Here is a 17,155-nt window from a genome sequence, read left to right as displayed (position 1 = left end):
ACGGCTCAACGACCACCCAGGCCTGATCAGTCAGCTCATGACGACGCACCACGAAAACACCAACGCGCCAACCACTTTGCGGACACGACCTAGGCGCAGCAGCCGCCGCCGCAGCAGCCTCCGCCGGCGCCGGTGGAGGCACTCGGGGATGGTGCCGTGCCCGCCACCGAGACCGTCGAGAGCAGCTTGACCGTGTCCTCGTGGCCCTCGGGGCAGGTGGCCGGGTCCGCCGAGGCGGACATGGGGCGGGACAGTTCGAACGTCGCGGCGCAGCTGCGGCAGCGGTACTCGTAGCGTGGCATGCGTCAAGAGTACGGTCGGGCCCGGTCGTTCGGGGCGTGCCTGGCCTGCCAGTACGGATTGTCGTGCGGCAGCGTCCCGCTCACCCGCCCGTACATGCCGAAGCACATCAGCAGCACCCCGACGACAAAGCTGAACAGCACGTTCTGGATGCGGAACGCCAGGAAGTTGAGGCTGGTGTCCAGCAGCGCCAGGTTCACGAAGCCGCTGAGGATGAACAGGATGCCCAGCGTCATGTTCAGCGTCGAGGCGAAGTTGCCGCCGATCAGCATGCCGACGAAGAGCAGCAGTCCGACGCAGATGGACAGCACGCTCAGCGCGCCGTTCGTGTTCAGGCCCGCGACGGTGTCCCCGCGGGTGTCGAAGAAGCCGATCTTGTCAATGAGCCCGAGGATGCCGAAGGCGAGCAGGACGAGCCCCATCAGTCCGGCGCCGGTCCGGTACACCCTGCTGAGCCGGTGGTCGAGGGGCAGATGCTCGTCGAGCGTGACATGGCGTCCGGGCCTGGGGTGGAGCACGTGCGTGGACATGATCGCCTCGCCTCCTTGCACGACGCGATACGTGCGCACCTGACGCACGTACGCACCTCAAGGATCCGCCCGTCACACGGGGAACGCCAACGTCAGACGCCGCCGCCCCGGTCCTCCCGGATCTGCGTGACCACGCGCGCCACCGTCCGCCGCACGCCCTCCGTCTCCGTCAGGAAGTGCCAGTAGTCGGGGTGGCGCCCCTCCAGGCCCGCGACGGCGCGGTCGAGCCGGGCCACCGACTCGTCGAGGGGGCGGGCGTGCCGCGGGTCGGGCGTGGAGCGGCCGGCCATGGCGAGGCGCTGCGCGTCCCGGATCGCGAACCGGGTGCGGTCGATCTCCGCGCGGGGGTCCTTGGACACCGCGTTCAGCCGCTGCAGGCGGTCGGAGGCGGCGGACACCGACTCGTCCGTCGCGTTCAGCAGCGCCCGCACCGTGGACAGCAGCGCCGTCGCGTTCGGCCAGTCCTGGCTCTCGCGGGCCGCACGCGCCTCGGCGAGCTTGGACTCGGCCTGCCGCACGTTCTCCGCCGCCGTGTCCGGCACGGACTGCAGGTCCTGCCAGCACGCGGCCGTGAACCGCCGCCGCAGCTCGCTGAGCACCGGCTCGACCTGCCCCGCCCGCGTCTGGAGCGCCTGGGCGCGGGTGCGCAGCGAGACGAGCCTGCGGTCGATCTCGGCCGCCCGCTCGGGCAGCCGCTCCGCCTCGGCCCGCACGGACTCGGCGCCGCGCGCGACCCGCTCCGCGCGCTCCAGCGTCTCCGGTACGCCGTGCTGCCCCGCCCCCTGGTTGAGCTTGGTCAGCTCGGGGCCGAGGGAGGCGAGCCGGGCTGCCAGGTCGTCGGCCTTCAGCCGGGCCTGCCGTACGGAGTCGAGCGCGGTCGTCGCGGCGAGCAGGGCCTGCCGCGCGCGCTCCACGGAGGGGGCAACCCGCGCCAGCTGCGTCTCCGCCTTGCCGAGCAGCGGTCCGATGCCCTGAGCGAAGCGGTCCAGGTCCTGCTTGACCTGCGTCAACTGCTGCTTCGCCTGCGTCAGTTCGGCATGGGCGCGGGAGGCGGCGGAGGCCTCCAGGTCGTCGCGGTCCAGGTCGTGGGCGTCGACCGCGGTGATGTACTGCCCGCTGACCTCGTCGATGCGGCGGCCGAGGCCCGCGAAGTCGTCGACGGCGCGGCGGGCCGCCGGCGAGTCGTCGACCGCGGTGATCGTCTCTATCGAGATGCGCAGGTCGCGCTGGGCGGTGTCCAGCTCGTAGAAGGCGGCGGCCGCGTCGTCCTTGGCGGTCTGCGCCTGGGCGCGCTGCGACTCGGCGCGGCCCCCGAACCAGCGGCGGGTGCCGCCGGCGTTGAACGCGCCCGTGAGGGTGGCCGCGAGGAGGGGGAGCGGGAGCAGGGCGAGGGTCAGGGCGTCGGTGAGGGCACGGCGGTTCCTTGTGGTCGTCGTCGCCGTCACTAACCTCTCCCGCGCTGTCCGTGCCGTCATCAGCCCTGCCCGGTCCATTCTCCCATCGGTTAATGACGAACACACGGGTCCATTAGTTCGCGGTTCGGCGGGTGACTTTCCCCGATACCCGTGTGCCGAGCATGGGTATCGGCAAGGTAGGCTGTCGGTTCGTCCTGGCCGCGCGCCGGGAGCACGGGCGCGTAGCTCAGGGGTAGAGCGTCTGCCTTACAAGCAGAATGTCGGCGGTTCGAAACCGTCCGCGCCCACCGTGATGGAAGGCCCTCCGGCGATCAGGCCCGGGGGCCTTCGTCGTGTCCGGAGCCCTCTTGGGCGGGCCGCTCGGGTTCGGGCGCGTCGTGCACGTGCTTGAGGCGCGCGCGGGCCCGCACCGCGTCGCCGCCCGTCAGTTCGGACCAGTACCGGTGGCACGTCACGAAGACGGCCAGTTCCATTTCGCGCCTGCGGAGTTTCTCCACCTCCGCCTGATCGTCCTCGCTCCAGCCGGGCGAGGCCGCGCGCTCCACCTTGCGCCACCCCTGCGTGTCCATGACGGCGTCATGGGGCTCGACCGACCAGGGGAGCCGCTTGAGCAGGGCCAGGAGCTCGGCCCTGATCTGATGCAGCTCGGCCTGGCCGGCGAGGAGGTCGCCGGGGAAGTCGAAGTCGGAATCATCGATCGCTGCCACCCGGCAATGGTACGTCTGTTCGAATTGAAGGTGCGAGCAACTTCGGCTACTTCGGCGGGCAGTTCACGCGAACGTGTGGTCGATCGCCGGGTGCGCGACGCCCCGCGGCGGCAGACTGGAGGCATGTGCCGCAGCATCAAGACCCTTCGCCCGCCCGCGCTCCCCGAGGAGGCCACCGAGGACGAGATCAGGGCCGCCGCCCTGCAGTACGTGCGGAAGGTGTCCGGCTTCAGGGCGCCGGCCGCGCACAATCGCGAGGTGTTCGAACGGGCCGTGGACGACATCGCCCGCGCGACCGCCGCGCTGCTCGACGACCTCGAGGTGCGCGGGCACCCCAGGCCCGCCCAGGCCTCCTGATCCGGCGGCCGGGAGGTGCCGCTCAGGCCTCCTGGGTGGCCGGTACCGGCCTGCGCATCACGTACGCCGCCACCGCGCCCGCGCCCACCAGGGCGAGGACCGAGACGATGGTGGAGAGCCAGCTCGCGCCCAGCCACTGCGCGCCGAGATAGCCCAGCGCCACGCTGTACGCGGCCCAGGCCACGCCCGCCGCAGCCGACCACGGCAGGAATTCGCGGACCCGGCGGTGCGCCGTGCCGGCCGCGAAGGAGACGACCGAGCGGCCCGCGGGCGCGAACCGGGCGATGATCACGAGCAGCCCGCCGCTGGACCGCGCGAGCGCCCCGCCGAGACGTTCCTGCGCGGTGCTCAGACGCCGGGAGCGGGCGAGGGCGCGATCCAGGCGCTCACCGCCGCGCGCGGCGAGCCGGTACGCGATCAGGTCGCCGAGGACCGAGGCCGTCGCGGCGCACAGTGTGAGGGCGAGCAGGTCCGGGAGGTTGGGGTGCGGCACTCCGCCGGTGGCGGCGGCGCCGCCCGCCGTCGCGGTGGCCGCGGCGATCACGAGGAAGCCGCTGGGCAGCACGGGCACGAACACGTCGAAGACGACGGAGAGCGCCACGATCGCGTAGATCCACGAGCTGTCGGTCAACGACCCCAGGACGTTCTGCAGCACTGCTCGCCTACTCCCGTACGGACCGATCCGGTGCTATCCGGCTGCTTTCCGGCCGTTCCCTCCCGACAGGAGCGGCTGACATGACAGCTCTACAGCGTACGCCTCGGAAGTGGCTGAAGTGGCGAAAGGGGCACAGTTGTTCCGGATCTCACGTTCCCGCGTGTTCCTGCCGTGATGGCTCGGTCACGTCCCGTACCAAAAGCTCAGCAAGAGCACGGGTCTGGTGACCCCGGGTGAGCGGAGGAAACGGGAATGAAGGCGAAAATCGTGACAGGTGCCCTGGCGGCTGCCGTGCTCGCGGTGAGCAGCGGCACCGCAAGCGCGACGACGACCTACTGGGTGCGGGCGGCGGGGCACTTCTCGCCGCTCGACGCCTTCGTCGCGTCGTCGGCGCTCACGTACGACAAGGCACTCGTGCCCCCGGCGTCGGCGATCCAGGTGGCGCAGCACGGGACCGACGCGGGCATGACGGTGAGCCTGCGGGTGAGGGGGCTCGTCCCGGGCCACGAGTACGGCGCGCACGTGCACCAGAAGGCCTGTGGCGCCGACCCCAAGGCGGCGGGCGGGCACTACCAGAACGTGGTGGACCCGAAGCGGGTGACCGCGGAGAACGAGCTCTGGCTCGACTTCGCCGCCGACGAGGACGGCAACGGCTGGGCGAAGGTGCACAAGGACTGGGGGCTGCGGCCGGGCGGCGCGGGCTCCATCGTGATCCACGACAAGCCGGGCTCGGCGGGCGAGCGGGTGGCGTGCTTCACGGTGCCGTTCGCCTCGGTTTCCTGAGGTCCTGCCCCTGAGGGTCCGCGCGTACGACGACGGCGGCCCGCCCTCCACGAGTCCACGTGGGGAGCGGGCCGTCGTCGTACGTGCCGGCTGTCAGGCCGGGACTGCCTCGCCGGCCGGGGCCGTCTCCTCGACCCGCTCGCCGCGTCCGGCGAAGAGGCGGTCGAGGCCGAGGGCGCCGGAGCCGGTGAAGACGAGCAGCAGCATCGCCCAGCAGAACAGCACGGAGGCCTCGCCGCCGTTCTGGAGCGGCCACAGCGCCTCGGGCTGGTGGACCTTGAAGTACGCGTAGGCCATCGAGCCGGACGCGATGAAGGCGGCGAAGCGGGTGCCAAGGCCGAGCGGCACGAGGCCGCCGCCGACGAGCTGGATCACGGCCGCGTACCAGCCGGGCCAGGTGCCGGTCGGGACGGTGCCGCCGTTGCCCGTCGCGCCGCCGAGGACGCCGAAGAGGGAGGAGGCGCCGTGGCAGGTGAAGAGCAGGCCGATGACGATGCGGAAGAGGCCGAGAGCGTAGGGCTGGGCGCTGTTCAGACGTCCAGTCATGGTGGGGCTCCTTCGGTCGGTGGGGACGAAACCGAGATGTCCGGCGCGCGGAGCGCCTTCGTCGCCGCTGCCGCCACCGGTGTGGGGCGCCAAAGATTAGGGGAACCTAACTAGTGCTTGCAAGTTCAACATCAGGCCATGGTCCGCCTCCGCTTCGACGGCTGTACCAGTGACGTTCAGGGCCGCGCGGGCCACCGCGTCGGCGTCGGAGAGGGTGACCGAGTCGACGCCCGGACGGGCCCCGGCGGCGGTCACCCAGTGCACCCCCTCGGTCGGCACTCCGAAGGCGAACCGCCGTGCGTGCGCGCGACTCTGACGGTTGATCAGGCGGTACGGGCGGGGTGTGACGTCGAGGCCCCCGGTCTCGTGCCCCTCGACCGTGTGCGGGCGGGCGCCGCCGGTCTTCAGGAGCTGTTCGAGCAGGTCGTCGGCGGTCCTGCGGAGGTCGGGCTCGGGCAGCCGGGCCTCGACGAGTGTGGTGACCCTCACGGTCGAGCCGGGCACATCGGGTGAGTGCGCGACGAAGCGGCCGTCCTGGGGTGTCACTTCCATGCGCGGTCCCACCACGGTCAGGGTGCCGGCCTCGATGAGCGCGGTCAGTTCCTCGATGCGCCGCCGGGGCGGGCCGATCGACAGGAACGCGTTGAGCGGGGTGTACCACTGGTCGAGGTGGTCGCGGCGCGAGGCTCCGGTCAGGCCGCCGTGGTCGACGACGAGCCGCAGTTCGTTGCGGAGGTCCCGCAGCACGTCGAGGGCGGCCTTCACCGGTCCGTCGACGTTGCCGAGCGCGGCGTGTGCGGCGTCCTCGCGAAGATGGCCGAGAAGCCAGGCGCGCCATGTGGCGGGAGAGGTGTACGTGCGGCCCGAGGCGGGGCGGGAGACGCGGTCCCAGGACCATCGCAGGGTCTCGGGTATCCCGAACTCCCTGAGGGCTGCGGCCTCTTGGTGGGAGCGGTGAGGTGTGGCGAGGAAGCGCTGCCGGAAGTCCTCGCTGACGTCCTCGCCGGTGCGGGGACGGTCGTCGGTGGTCCGCAGGAGCGCCTCGTAGTAGACCGTCTCGACCTCCTTCGCGACCAGCGGCCAGATGTCGGCGAGGAAGTCGGGGGCGTCGCCGGATTCGGTCCGCTTGCGGAACCCGTCGATCAACTCCGATGTGAGTACGGCGGGTTGGTGGCGGCCGTACGCGCCCTTCGCGTTGTCGCCGCGGGCCTGGTGCGGGATGCCGCGGCGCGAACCCGCGTACAGGCGGGGCTCGTTGCCGGAAGGTATGTAGTGCAGGCCGCCGTCCGCCGTACGTATGTGGCGTCCGCCGCGGCCCTCCGTCAAGAGGGCCATGTGGTCGAAGAAGTTGAGGCCGAGGCCGCGCAGCAGCACCGGTTCGCCGGGGGCCAGGCATCCCAGGTCGAGGTCGGCCGGGTTGGCGGGCGGGATGTGGCGCAGGCCGTGCCGCCGGGCGTACTCGGTGAGGTCGCGCTCGGCGGGGGCGGGGGCGGTGGGCAGGTGGCCCTGGGTGAGGACGACCGCGTGCAGGCCGGTGAGGCGGGGGCCGTCGGCGAGGGCGAGGGTCTGCAGGCCGTCCTCCGCGTCGTCGAGGCGGACGGCGCGGGTGGCGTGCGCGACGATCTCCACTGACGCGGGGGCGGCGGCCACCGTCCGGGCGTACACCCAGCGCAGGTAGCGGCCGTACTGGGCGCGGGTCGGATACGCGTCGGGGCCCACCGGTACGTCGTGCCGCTCGGCCCACTCGTACAGGCTCGGGCCGGGGCGGACCGGGCCCGAGCAGTCGACGCTGTCGTCGGTGAACAGGGTGACCTGCGAGGCGACCGTGTTCATCAGGAGTTCCGGCGCCTGGTCCGTGCGCCAGACCGCGCCAGCGCCCGGCGGATGCGGGTCGATCAGGTGGACCGTGAGCCGGGTCCCGGGTGGCAGGAGCTCGTCCGCCGAGGCGGTGAGCCGTTCCAGGACGCTGGTGCCGCGGGGTCCCGCGCCGACGACGGCGACGGCGAGCTCGGGGTGGGGGACAGGCAAGGTGGGACTCCCGTGGCATGTGGGGCTGCTGGGAAGCGGGTGGACGGGGTCATCATGCCGGTTCCCTTCGGGGAGTGGTGGGGGTGTGGGCGGGGTCACCCGGTGGTGGTGGGCGTTGGCTGACGGGAGCGTCCTCCCACGTCACGGGGCTCTGCCCCGGACCCCGCTGCTCAATCGCCGCAGGGGCTTGAAATGCGGGCCCCCGCCCAGGGGCTTGTTGCTCAAGCGATGCAGGGGCTTGAAATGCGGGCCCCCGCCCAGGGGCTTGTTGCTCAAGCGACGCAGGGGCTTGAGATGGAGACCGGCGCCGACAGGCGCTGCTCAAGCGCCGCAAGGGCTTGAAATACCGGCCCCCGCCCAGGGGCTTGGGATGCGGGGGCCGGGCCGCGGCGGCTCTAGAGGGAGCGTTGCTCTGTTCTGATCATGCCTCGGCGGGCGTCCGCCTGGTCGAGGGTCAGGGTTGCCGCGCGGGAGCGCAGGGTCAGGGTCATCAGTTGGTTGCCGAACCAGGGGCCGCCCGTGCGGCTCCAGGTGAGGTGGGGGGTGCCCGCGCGGGCGTGGCGGGCGAAGCGGCGGCCGAGGAGGCGGCCGAACCGGCTCCAGCCGAAGCGGAAGCCGACGCGTATGGAGGCCGGCACGGAGTTGTGCACCGGGGAGCAGGTGAGTTGCAGGACGCGGGCACTGGGGGCCTCCGCGCCCGCGGGCCAGGTCGGCTCGGCGACGTACGCGTGGTGGACGTCGCCCGAGAGGACCGAGACGGTCGCCGGGGCGGACTCGCCCGAACCCGCCTCGGCGATCAGGTCGGCGAGCGCCGCGAACGACGCCGGGAACGCCGCCCAGTGCTCCAGGTCCGCCCTGCGCCGCAGATCCTCCCCGAACCGCGCCCAGCGCGGCCCGCGTTCGCCCCGGCACAGCGCCGCGTTCCACCCCTCCGCGTCGTGGATGAGGTGCGGGAGCAGCCAGGGCAGCGACGTGCCGATGAGGAGGTGGTCGTACGTGCCGTGGTCCGCGAGGGCCTGCGCGCGCAGCCACTTCGCCTCGCCGGGGGAGAGCATCGCCCGGTTCTGCTCGTCGAGGACCCGGGCCGCCCGCGTGTCCACCATCAGCAGCCGTACGCGGCCGAAGTCGCGGCGGTAGCTCCAGCGGACCGAGGCCGGGTCCTCGTCGGCGCGGGCCGCGAACTCCCGCAGCGCGTCCGTGCCGTCGGGTGTCGCGCGCACCGCCGCGTAGACCGGGTCGGTCGCGAGCGCCGCCGGTGAGAGATTGCCGATGTGCTGGTGCACCCAGTACGACATCAGGCCGCTCAGCATCCGCTCGCGCCACCACGGCACCTCGCGCATGTCCGCGAGCCAGGCGGCGCTGGTGTTCCAGTCGTCGATCAGGTCGTGGTCGTCGAAGATCATCGCGCTTGGGACCGTCGAAAGCAGCCAGCGGACCTCCGGGTCGAGCCACGACTCGTAGTAGAGGTGCGTGTACTCCTGGTAGTCCGCGACTTCCGTGCCGGGAGGGTCGGACAGGTCGCGGCGGCGGGCCAGCCACGCCTGCGTCGCGGGCGAGGTCTCGTCCGCGTAGACCTGGTCGCCGAGGAGGACGAGGACGTCGGGGCGCTCGCCCTGCGGGTCCGCGGCGATGCGGGCGGCCAGGGTGTCGAGGGCGTCCGGGCCGACGGGGTCGTGTTCGGCGGCGGGTGGCGCGGCCCAGCGGCAGGAGCCGAAGGTGACGCGCACCGGGGTGTCGGCCTCGTACGCCGGGGTGCGGATGGTGCTCGCCGGGAACGGGGAGTCCGGCAGCGGCCAGACCCCGCCGCCGTCGAGGATCACCTCGTACGCGGTCTCCGTGCCGGGCGTGAGGCCGGTGACCGGGACCAGCGCGTAGTGGTGCCCGTCGACCTGGAACGTGGGTGCGCTGCCCGACGCGCCGTCCGCGCAGCGCACCTCGGCGACGCAGGGTCGGCTCGCCTCGACCCACACCGTCGCCGTCTCCTCGTCCACGTACCGCAGCAGTGGTCCAAGGCGCAGCCTCGCCACGTGATCGCCTCCGCTCGTAGCCCCGATGTTCCGGTCCCGTACGGTACGGAACGTCGGAGGTGGGCGGGACGGTTCCGGCAATACCTGAACGGCAGGGCCGCGGGGTTCAGCAGCCGCTGAGCCCCGACGCGATCGCCGACTTCTCCGCCGGGTCGACGCTCAGCTCGTAGTGGTGCTTCACCTGGACCCACATCCGCAGATACGTGCAGGTGTACGCGGTGCGCGAGGGCATCCACTCGGCCGGGTCCTGGTCGCCCTTGGACTGGTTGACGTTGTCGGTGACCGCGATGAGCTGCGGCCGGGTGAGATCGTTGGCGAAGCCCTGACGCTGGTCGTTCGTCCAGGCGCTCGCGCCGGACTTCCACGCCTCGGACAGCGGGACGACGTGGTCGATGTCGACGTCGGAGGACGCCGTCCAGGTCGCGCCGTCGTACTCCGAGTACCAACTCCCGGACGTCGCCGCGCAGTCGGAGCCCGTCTGGACGTTCTTCCCGTCGCGCTTGAGGACCTCCTCGCGGGTGTTGCACGCGCCGGACTGGGTGATCCAGTGCGGGAACTTGTCGCGGCTGTAGCCGTCGGAGGAACCTTCCGCCTTCTCGGTCAGCTCGCCGAGGTACGTGCGGGCGGTGGCGGCGCTGACGGGGGTGGGCGGGGAGGCCTGGGCGGACGGGGTGGTGAGCAGCAGGGCGAGGGCGGTGGTGCCGACGGCGGCTCCGGCGATCGATATTCGACGCGCGTAGAACCGGCCGACGCGGTGCGGGCGTGAGGTGCGGCGCATGTGAACTCCCTTGAGGTGGGGTGGAGTTACCGGGGTCTGCCGTGCGGCGCGCGGTGGGGTGCCGCATGTGGCAGGGTCGCGTCAATATGGTGGCGGGCCGGACGGGCGATCACAAGTGGTCCCGGCGAAACGGGAGTTGGCGGAGGGTGGGCGTGAAAAAGAACGAGGGGAATTTCGCCGAGTGCTGATCGGGGCGGGGTTCGCGTCCGTACTCTCCGGTGTCCCTCGTTCGCGACTGGAGGCACCATGCGACTCTCGCGCTCCACGGCCGGAAACCTCTTCGTGATCGGCGCGTTGATCGTGACCGTCTCGGCCCTGGCCTACCCGGCCATGCTCGGCGTGCAGAACACGACCACGACGCAGACCCGCGTCGTCGCCAGTACCCGGTGGGGTCCGCTCACCGAGGCCGACCGGGACTTCGTGGTCAAGGTCAGATCGGCGGGGCTGTGGGAATTCCCCCTGGGGCAGGAGGTTCTGAAGCGGGGGACGACGCCGGAGATGAAGACGGCCGGGCAGCACCTCGTCGTCGGGCACTCCCTGCTGGACGCCAGTTGCCGCAAGATCTCGCAGGATCTGGGCATCACGCTTCCCAATCAAGCCACGCCGCAGCAGCAGCAGTTCGTGGCGACGGTGGAGTCCAAGCGCGGCACCGAGTTCGACTCCACGGCATCGAACATCATGCGCGTGACGCACGGGCAGATCTTCCCCGCCATCAGCAACATCCGGGCCACCACGCAGAACTCCGAGATACGGCGGCTGGCGAACGAGGCCAACGACGTGGTGCGCGACCACATGGAGGTCCTGGAGAAGACCGGCCTCGTCAACATGGACCAGGCCCTCGCCGAGCAGACCGGACCGCCGAGGGTCCCGAAGGCGCAGATGACCCCGCCGGTGCCGCAGCCCGGGGCGCCGCAGGTCGCGCTGGTCGCGCCGCCGGGGCTGCCGAATCCGTACACGAAGACGTTCCCGTCGTCGCCGCCGACGACGCGCTGAGCGGCGGCGCGGAAGGGGGTGCGGGCGGGAGGTGCCGAGGGGCGGTGCGGACGGGGTGGGAGGGGAGCGGCGTGGTGCGTGGGGGGCCGGGTGGCGATCTTCTGGTGAGTTTTTGTATCGTGGAGAAACAAAGTGGCACCCGCCCGTTCAACCCTGACCAGCGGGCGGGGCCGCCTTGTCTCCTTCGCACGCCTCCACAGGTCTGGAGCCCGCCGATGACGGCCTCGCCCACGGTGCCCACTGTTCTCACGGCGCGCGCACTCCTCCTCGACATGGACGGCACCCTCGTCAACTCCGACGCCGTCGTCGAGCGGATCTGGCGCCGCTGGGCCGCCGCCCACGGATTCGACGCCGAGCACGTCCTCTCCGTCGCGCACGGCCGCCAGGCCCACGCCACGCTCGCCGAGCTGCTCCCCGGGCGGCCGATGGCGGAGAACTACGCGGACAACGCGCGGATGCTCGCCGAGGAGACCTCCGACGTGGAGGGCGTCGTCGCCGTACCGGGCGCTCCCCGGTTCCTGGAGTCCCTGGTCACGGGCGGCGTCGCGCACGCCCTCGTCACCTCGGCCGACCTCGCGCTCTCGACGGCCCGGATGGGGGCGGCGGGGCTCGCGTATCCGGCGGTCCGTGTGACCGCTGAGAACGTGGGGGCCAGCAAGCCCGATCCCGAGGGGTTCCTGAAGGGTGCCGCCGAGCTGGGGGTCGACCCGGCTGACTGCGTGGTGTTCGAGGACTCGGGGGCGGGGATCTCGGCGGGGCGCTCCGCGGGGATGCGGGTGGTCGGGGTCGGGCCCCGGGCGGTCTCTCATGGGGCGACCGTTTGTGTGCCGGATCTTTCGGGTGTGCAGGTTGAGGTTTTGGCCGGTGGCGAGGTTGCGCTGCACGTGGGGTGACGTTTTTGCCCTGGGCCACAGAGGTGTGCGTCGACCGCTGGGTGCGCTCATGCGTGGTTGCGCGCGCAGTTCCCCGCGCCCCCTTTTTTGCCTACCTGTGGTCGTGGTCGTCGCGTCTGTCGGCGGTTTCTCGTTCCAAGGACGTGCGGGTCGGTGGGCCGTATTCGCCGCGCTCGTCGTCCTGGATGCCGCGTGAGAGCTGGTAGGTGCCGACCGCGGTCTCCGTGGGGCCGTCGAAGTCGCCGGTGATCTCGCCCACGTAGAGGTTCAACCGCTTGAGGCGCCACTGGAGTTCGACGACCTCGCGGCCGCTGTCGCCCTTGCGCAGGGTCGTCCCGTCCGCCGGTGTCGTCGACGACGTGCGGGAGGCCGAGGCGGACGGGCTCGGTTTGCGTTCCTTCGGCTTCGTGTCGGGCTTCTTGTGGGGCGATGTGGGGGAGGCCGAGGCCGTCCTCGTGGGCGTCGGTGTCGGCGATACGGACGGTGAGGTCTTCGCCGACGGGGACGCGGGGCGCGTGGTGGGGGCCGCCGAGCGGGACGGGGCGGCGGGCACCGCTGTCGCCGTCGCCGCCGTGTTGTCCGAGGCGGACGCGCCGTCGTCGCCCGGAGACGTGATCAGCACCGTCACCAGGGTCGCCACGCTCAGCACGCCGGTGACCGCGGAGAGCAGCAGCATCCGGCCGCGCCGGGGCGGCTCGTCCGGCTCCCGGCCGTCGTCGGCGTCGTCCGCGGTGTGCGGGGGCGGCGGTGGATACGCGTACGGGTCGACGGCCCGCGGCGGGGCCGGCTGCGAGGGCTCCGAGAGCGATACGTAGGGGCGGACACGGAGCGGAGCGAAGGCTTCCGGGTCGCAGGCGCAGGACGGCGCCCCGTCGGGCCCCTCCGCGGACCCGCACTCCGGACACGTACGACGTTCATCGCTCACTGCTCGGTACCCCCTCGCGGACGCCCTGGCCCCCCGCCCGGTCGCTGCAGCGCATTATGCAGACCCGCGGGCCCCGGCCGCAGCGCCGGTCCCATAAACGCTCGTCGCTACGCGTGTGCACACCGTGACCGCCGGCCGTCGCGCAAAACTTTGTGCGACGCATGACTCAACAGGCCAAACCGGGTCACACCTACCAGGATGGGAAGTACCAAGCACCCGGCTCCGTCCGCGCCGGACCGGCTTCGGAGGTGGCCATGAGCAGCCAGGACATCGATGCCGTGGGGCCCGGAGACAGCGGTCGTGGAGCCCCCGCCGCGTCCAAGGAGAACGCCAAGACCGGCGGTGTCCTCGTGTCGATCGGCGCGCTGCTGCTCGGCATGCTGCTGGCCTCGCTCGACCAGACGATCGTGTCGACGGCGCTGCCGACCATCGTCAGCGACCTGGGCGGCCTGGAACATCTGTCCTGGGTCGTCACCGCGTACATGCTCGCCGCGACGGCGGCGACCCCACTGTGGGGGAAGCTCGGCGACCAGTACGGACGCAAGAAGCTCTTCCAACTCGCCATCGTCATCTTCCTGGTGGGCTCGGCGCTGTGCGGACTCGCCCAGAACATGGGGCAGTTGATCGGCTTCCGGGCCCTGCAGGGACTCGGTGGCGGCGGCCTGATGGTGCTGTCCATGGCGATCGTCGGCGACATCGTCTCGCCGCGTGAACGCGGCAAGTACCAGGGCCTGTTCGGCGCGGTCTTCGGCGCGACGAGCGTCCTCGGGCCGCTGCTCGGCGGCCTGTTCACCGAGCATCTGAGCTGGCGCTGGGTCTTCTACGTCAATCTGCCGATCGGCGTCGTCGCGCTCCTCGTGATCGCCGCGGCCCTGCACATCCCGGTCCGCTCCCGTGAGCACCGCATCGACTACCTCGGCACGTTCCTCGTCGCCTCCGTCGCCACCTGTCTCGTCCTGGTCGCCTCGCTCGGCGGCACCACATGGGCGTGGGGCTCCCCGCAGATCATCGGGCTCGCGATCCTGGGCGTCGTGCTCGGGACGGCCTTCGTGTTCGTCGAGTTCAGGGCGACGGAGCCGGTCCTGCCGATGCACCTGTTCCGCGTCCGCACCTTCACCCTGTCGGCGGTCATCAGCTTCGTCATCGGCTTCGCGATGTTCGGCGCGATGACGTACCTGCCGACGTTCTTGCAGGTCGTCCAGGGTGTCACGCCGACCATGTCCGGTGTGCACATGCTGCCGATGGTCTTCGGCATCCTGCTGTCGACCACGCTGTCCGGGCAGGTCGTCAGCCGCACCGGCCGCTGGAAGATCTTCCCGGTCGCCGGCACGGCCATCACCATGATCGGGCTGCTGCTCCTGCACAACATGGACGAGCACACGGCCACCGGCATCATGAGCCTGTACTTCTTCGTCTTCGGCGCGGGCCTCGGCCTCGTCATGCAGGTCCTGGTCCTGATCGTGCAGAACGCCGTCCCGTACGAGGATCTGGGCGTGGCCACATCGGGCGCCACGTTCTTCCGGTCCATCGGAGCCTCGTTCGGTGTGGCGATCTTCGGCACGATCTTCGCGAACCAGCTCGCGAGCAGACTCGGCGACGCCCTCACCGGACGGCAGCTGCCACCGGGCGTCACCCCGGACTCGCTCGGCGCCGACCCGCGCGGCATCGCCGCCCTCCCGCCGGACGTGCGGGACCCGGTCATCCACGCCTACTCCACGTCCATCACGGACGTCTTCCTGTACGCGGTCCCGATCACGCTGCTCGCCTTCGCGCTCGCGCTGCTGCTGCACGAGGACCCGCTGCGCGGCTCGGTCACCGCGCCCGACGTCACCGAGACGCTCGCCAGCAACCCCGTCGAGCGCTCCTCCTACGACGAGGCGGCGCGCGCCCTGTCCACGCTCGGCAGCCGCGAGGGGCGCCGCGAGGTGTACGAGAAGATCACCGCGAAGGCCGGCTACGACCTGCTGCCCGCGGCGAGCTGGCTGGTCCTGCGCACCCATCGCAACGGGTGGGCCGAGCCGGGCGTGCTGGCCGAGTACACGGCGATCCCGCTGCCCGTGATCCTCGACGCCGCCCGGCAGGTCGAGGAGCGTCACCTCGCCGTGCGCGAGGGTCCCGACCTGATCCTCACCGACGAGGGCCGCACGGTCGCCGAACGCCTCGGACGCGCCCGCGAGGAGTCCCTCGCCGAACTGCTCGGCGACTGGTGGGGCCCGGACCGGCCCCGCGACCTCGTCGAACTGGTCGCCGACCTCAACGCGGAGATGTGCGGCTCGGACGCGGAGCGGCCGCATGCGAGGACCGGGGTGGCGCCAGCGGCTTCCTGAACCAGTGCTCGGCGTACACGTCGTCGTTGTGCGGCGCCGTCTCCGCGTAGCCGAGCCGGGCGTACAGGTACCGCGCCTCCACCAGGTCGCTGCGGGTGTCGAGGCGGATCGCGGTGGCGCCGAGCGCGCGGGCCGCGTCCTCGGCCGCGGCCACGAGGAGCGCGGCGCCGCCCTTGCCGCGCAGCTCGTCGCGTACGTAGACGCGCGTGAGCTCCGCCGTGTCCGCGTCCACGAGGCGTACGCCCGCCGTCCCCGCGGGCTCGCCCGCGTACCGGGCGAGCATCAACCGGCCGTGCGGCGGCGCGAGTTCGCTGCCGGACTCGGCGGCGATCGCCGGCTCCAGCTCGGCCGGATCCGTGGCGTGCCCCTCGTGCAGCAGGTACCAGCGGTCGCTGACCTCCGTGTAGTACGCGCGCCAGAGCGCGGCCGCGACGGGGGAGTCGTACGGCTCCGGGGAGACGGTCCAGGACGTGGTGTTCATGGGACATGGTGAGGCCGGTGGGGTGGTGTGGCGCAACCGGGTTTCACCGTGGCCGGTTCGGATCTGTTTCAGGCCGTCGACCGGGGCAACCCGGCGTGGAACAGCCACAGTTGAGGGAAGGCAGTCATGTCCACAGGCTTGATCATCGCTCTGATCGTGGTGGGGGTCGTGGTCGTCGTCGCGGCGGGGATCTTCGCCGCGCGGACCGCGCCCCGCGGCGGGCGCGGCCTGCGGCGCCGCTTCGGGCCCGAGTACGAGCGGACCGTGGCACGGCACGACGGTGACACCAGGGCGGCGGAGCGGGAGCTCACCGAGCGCGTGAAGCGGCACGGTGCGCTGCGCGAGCAGCCGCTGGACCCCGTCGCCCGCGAGCGCTATCTGGCGCGCTGGGCCGACGCCCAGGAACGCTTCGTCGAGTCCCCGGACGTCGCCGTCGCCGAGGCCGACACGCTCCTCGCCGACCTGGCGCACGAGCGCGGCTTCCCGGACGGCGTCCACTACGAGGAGCAGCTCGACGCGCTCTCCGTCCACCACGGCTCGCATGTGCACGGGTACCGGCGCGTGCACCGCGCGGCGCACGCCCGCACGGGCCGCGCGGCGGAGAGCGGAACCGGGACGGAGGAGCTGCGCGAGGCGATGGTCGAGGCGCGGCCGCTCTTCGACGAACTGGTCGGACCGGATCGCGCGACGCCCCGCGGCCGCGCCACGGACCGGCCCACACACAAGCGTTCCGGTGCGTTCAAGGGGCGTCTGGCGAAGGGGAGTTGAGGTCGATGACGGACATCGAGCGGGCCGAGGCCGACGGGGTCGACAAGGGGATCGCGATGGACCCGGGGAGGCCGGCGGCTCCCGGCCGGCGGGCCGAGGCCGACGAGAGGATCGTGCGGGACCCGACGAGTACCGCGGCCGACCCGGAGAGCCCGAGGTCGGCGGCCCCCACGCACGAACGGCGCGGCGTCCTCGTTCCCACGGGTGAGCGCGAGGAGCTCGAGGGCCGGCTGCGGCACGCGCTCACCGGCTTCGTCGACGAGCCGCGTGCCTCGGTGGAGGAGGCCGACCACGTCCTGGAGGACCTGACGGCCCGCCTCGCCGAAACCCTCGCGAGCCACCGTCGCACCCTGCGCACGTCCTGGCAGGGCTCGACCCAGGACACGGAACAGCTCCGCCAGGCCCTCCGGGACTACCGGGAGACGGCGGAACGCCTGCTGAGGCTCTGAACGCCCCGGCTCCTCGGCCCGCCGCGACACCCCGCGGCGGGCCGAGGCCCGCGCGCCTGGCGACGCGGCGCAGCGAGTGTGCCGGTTCCGGGTCCTGCGTTCCGCGCCTGGCGGCGCCCGTCTCGCTCTGGGCCCCGCCCGCTTCGGGGCGGGAGCCCCCGGAGGGGGCGGGTGGTGGGAGGTGGGCGAGGGG

The 17,155-nt window shown here is 72.1% G+C and carries 18 protein-coding genes and 1 tRNA gene; 8 read left to right on the top strand and 11 right to left on the bottom strand.

From position 1 onward, the window contains the following. Window positions 1-89 precede the first annotated feature (89 nt). From ACIA8D_RS23775 to ACIA8D_RS23765, 3 genes are all read right to left on the bottom strand, one after another. A complete protein-coding gene (locus ACIA8D_RS23775; RefSeq protein WP_399235180.1) occupies window positions 90-302 on the bottom strand; it encodes a zinc ribbon domain-containing protein in 213 nt (70 codons plus the stop codon). 3 nt (window positions 303-305) lie between these two features. Then, entirely contained in the window at window positions 306-830 is a 525-nt protein-coding gene (locus tag ACIA8D_RS23770) for a DUF4383 domain-containing protein (protein WP_399235178.1), read from the bottom strand. 92 nt (window positions 831-922) lie between these two features. Further along, on the bottom strand, window positions 923-2,305 hold the full coding sequence (locus ACIA8D_RS23765; RefSeq protein ID WP_399235175.1) for a hypothetical protein: 1,383 nt from the start codon (window positions 2,303-2,305) through the stop codon (window positions 923-925). Window positions 2,306-2,460: 155 nt separating this feature from the next. On the opposite strand from ACIA8D_RS23765, the gene ACIA8D_RS23760 reads away from it, so the two are divergent. Beyond that, window positions 2,461-2,532, top strand: a tRNA-Val gene (locus tag ACIA8D_RS23760). A gap of 24 nt (window positions 2,533-2,556) precedes the next feature. On the opposite strand, the gene ACIA8D_RS23755 is transcribed toward ACIA8D_RS23760, so the two are convergent. After that, on the bottom strand, window positions 2,557-2,952 hold the full coding sequence (locus ACIA8D_RS23755; protein ID WP_399235173.1) for a hypothetical protein: 396 nt from the start codon (window positions 2,950-2,952) through the stop codon (window positions 2,557-2,559). 123 nt (window positions 2,953-3,075) lie between these two features. On the opposite strand from ACIA8D_RS23755, the gene ACIA8D_RS23750 reads away from it, so the two are divergent. Beyond that, on the top strand, window positions 3,076-3,309 hold the full coding sequence (locus tag ACIA8D_RS23750) for a DUF2277 domain-containing protein (RefSeq protein WP_399235171.1): 234 nt from the start codon (window positions 3,076-3,078) through the stop codon (window positions 3,307-3,309). A gap of 22 nt (window positions 3,310-3,331) precedes the next feature. Here the strand turns inward: ACIA8D_RS23750 and ACIA8D_RS23745 are convergent, their stop codons facing one another. Beyond that, the gene (locus ACIA8D_RS23745) at window positions 3,332-3,964 is read right to left on the bottom strand and encodes a DedA family protein (RefSeq protein WP_399235169.1); all 633 of its coding nucleotides are present in this window, start codon (window positions 3,962-3,964) and stop codon (window positions 3,332-3,334) included. A gap of 267 nt (window positions 3,965-4,231) precedes the next feature. On the opposite strand from ACIA8D_RS23745, the gene ACIA8D_RS23740 reads away from it, so the two are divergent. Then, the gene (locus ACIA8D_RS23740; protein ID WP_399235168.1) at window positions 4,232-4,747 is read left to right on the top strand and encodes a superoxide dismutase family protein; all 516 of its coding nucleotides are present in this window, start codon (window positions 4,232-4,234) and stop codon (window positions 4,745-4,747) included. Window positions 4,748-4,840: 93 nt separating this feature from the next. Here ACIA8D_RS23740 and ACIA8D_RS23735 read toward each other — a convergent pair whose 3' ends face one another. From ACIA8D_RS23735 to ACIA8D_RS23720, 4 genes are all read right to left on the bottom strand, one after another. Next, window positions 4,841-5,293, bottom strand: coding sequence for a DoxX family protein (locus ACIA8D_RS23735; RefSeq protein ID WP_399235165.1), 453 nt, complete (start codon window positions 5,291-5,293; stop codon window positions 4,841-4,843). A 96-nt stretch (window positions 5,294-5,389) separates the two neighbouring features. Continuing rightward, a complete protein-coding gene (locus tag ACIA8D_RS23730) occupies window positions 5,390-7,321 on the bottom strand; it encodes an FAD/NAD(P)-binding protein (RefSeq protein WP_399235163.1) in 1,932 nt (643 codons plus the stop codon). Between the two features lie 395 nt (window positions 7,322-7,716). Further along, window positions 7,717-9,348 (bottom strand): alkaline phosphatase D family protein, encoded by a 1,632-nt coding sequence (locus tag ACIA8D_RS23725; RefSeq protein WP_399235162.1) that lies wholly within the window; start codon window positions 9,346-9,348, stop codon window positions 7,717-7,719. 106 nt (window positions 9,349-9,454) lie between these two features. After that, window positions 9,455-10,126, bottom strand: coding sequence for an HNH endonuclease family protein (locus ACIA8D_RS23720; protein WP_399235161.1), 672 nt, complete (start codon window positions 10,124-10,126; stop codon window positions 9,455-9,457). Window positions 10,127-10,372: 246 nt separating this feature from the next. Between ACIA8D_RS23720 and ACIA8D_RS23715 the strand changes: the two genes are divergently transcribed. Together ACIA8D_RS23715 and ACIA8D_RS23710 are read left to right on the top strand one after the other, a co-directional pair. Continuing rightward, window positions 10,373-11,119: a DUF4142 domain-containing protein gene (locus ACIA8D_RS23715; protein WP_399235160.1), complete on the top strand. Its 747-nt coding sequence runs from the start codon at window positions 10,373-10,375 to the stop codon at window positions 11,117-11,119. A 215-nt stretch (window positions 11,120-11,334) separates the two neighbouring features. Continuing rightward, complete coding sequence (locus tag ACIA8D_RS23710; RefSeq protein WP_399235158.1) at window positions 11,335-12,012, top strand: HAD-IA family hydrolase; 678 nt, start codon at window positions 11,335-11,337, stop codon at window positions 12,010-12,012. Between the two features lie 91 nt (window positions 12,013-12,103). Here the strand turns inward: ACIA8D_RS23710 and ACIA8D_RS23705 are convergent, their stop codons facing one another. Then, window positions 12,104-12,937, bottom strand: coding sequence for a peptidoglycan-binding protein (locus ACIA8D_RS23705; protein WP_399235157.1), 834 nt, complete (start codon window positions 12,935-12,937; stop codon window positions 12,104-12,106). Between the two features lie 254 nt (window positions 12,938-13,191). Here ACIA8D_RS23705 and ACIA8D_RS23700 point away from each other — a divergent pair, with 254 nt between their 5' ends. Further along, the gene (locus tag ACIA8D_RS23700; protein WP_399235156.1) at window positions 13,192-15,264 is read left to right on the top strand and encodes a DHA2 family efflux MFS transporter permease subunit; all 2,073 of its coding nucleotides are present in this window, start codon (window positions 13,192-13,194) and stop codon (window positions 15,262-15,264) included. On the opposite strand, the gene ACIA8D_RS23695 is transcribed toward ACIA8D_RS23700, so the two are convergent. Then, window positions 15,191-15,745: a GNAT family N-acetyltransferase gene (locus tag ACIA8D_RS23695; RefSeq protein WP_399235154.1), complete on the bottom strand. Its 555-nt coding sequence runs from the start codon at window positions 15,743-15,745 to the stop codon at window positions 15,191-15,193. The two genes, ACIA8D_RS23700 and ACIA8D_RS23695, sit on opposite strands and share 74 nt — an antisense overlap. Before the next feature lie 126 nt (window positions 15,746-15,871). On the opposite strand from ACIA8D_RS23695, the gene ACIA8D_RS23690 reads away from it, so the two are divergent. Further along, a complete protein-coding gene (locus ACIA8D_RS23690; RefSeq protein WP_399235152.1) occupies window positions 15,872-16,513 on the top strand; it encodes a hypothetical protein in 642 nt (213 codons plus the stop codon). A 5-nt stretch (window positions 16,514-16,518) separates the two neighbouring features. Further along, window positions 16,519-16,962, top strand: a complete 444-nt coding sequence (locus ACIA8D_RS23685) for a hypothetical protein (RefSeq protein WP_399235151.1) — start codon at window positions 16,519-16,521, stop codon at window positions 16,960-16,962. The last annotated feature ends 193 nt before the right edge of the window (window positions 16,963-17,155 follow it).

This window comes from Streptomyces sp. NPDC051684, from assembly GCF_044453445.1.
GTDB lineage: Bacteria > Actinomycetota > Actinomycetes > Streptomycetales > Streptomycetaceae > Streptomyces.
Note: the sequence above shows the minus strand (reverse complement) of the source record. Positions and strands in the feature narration are given on the sequence as shown.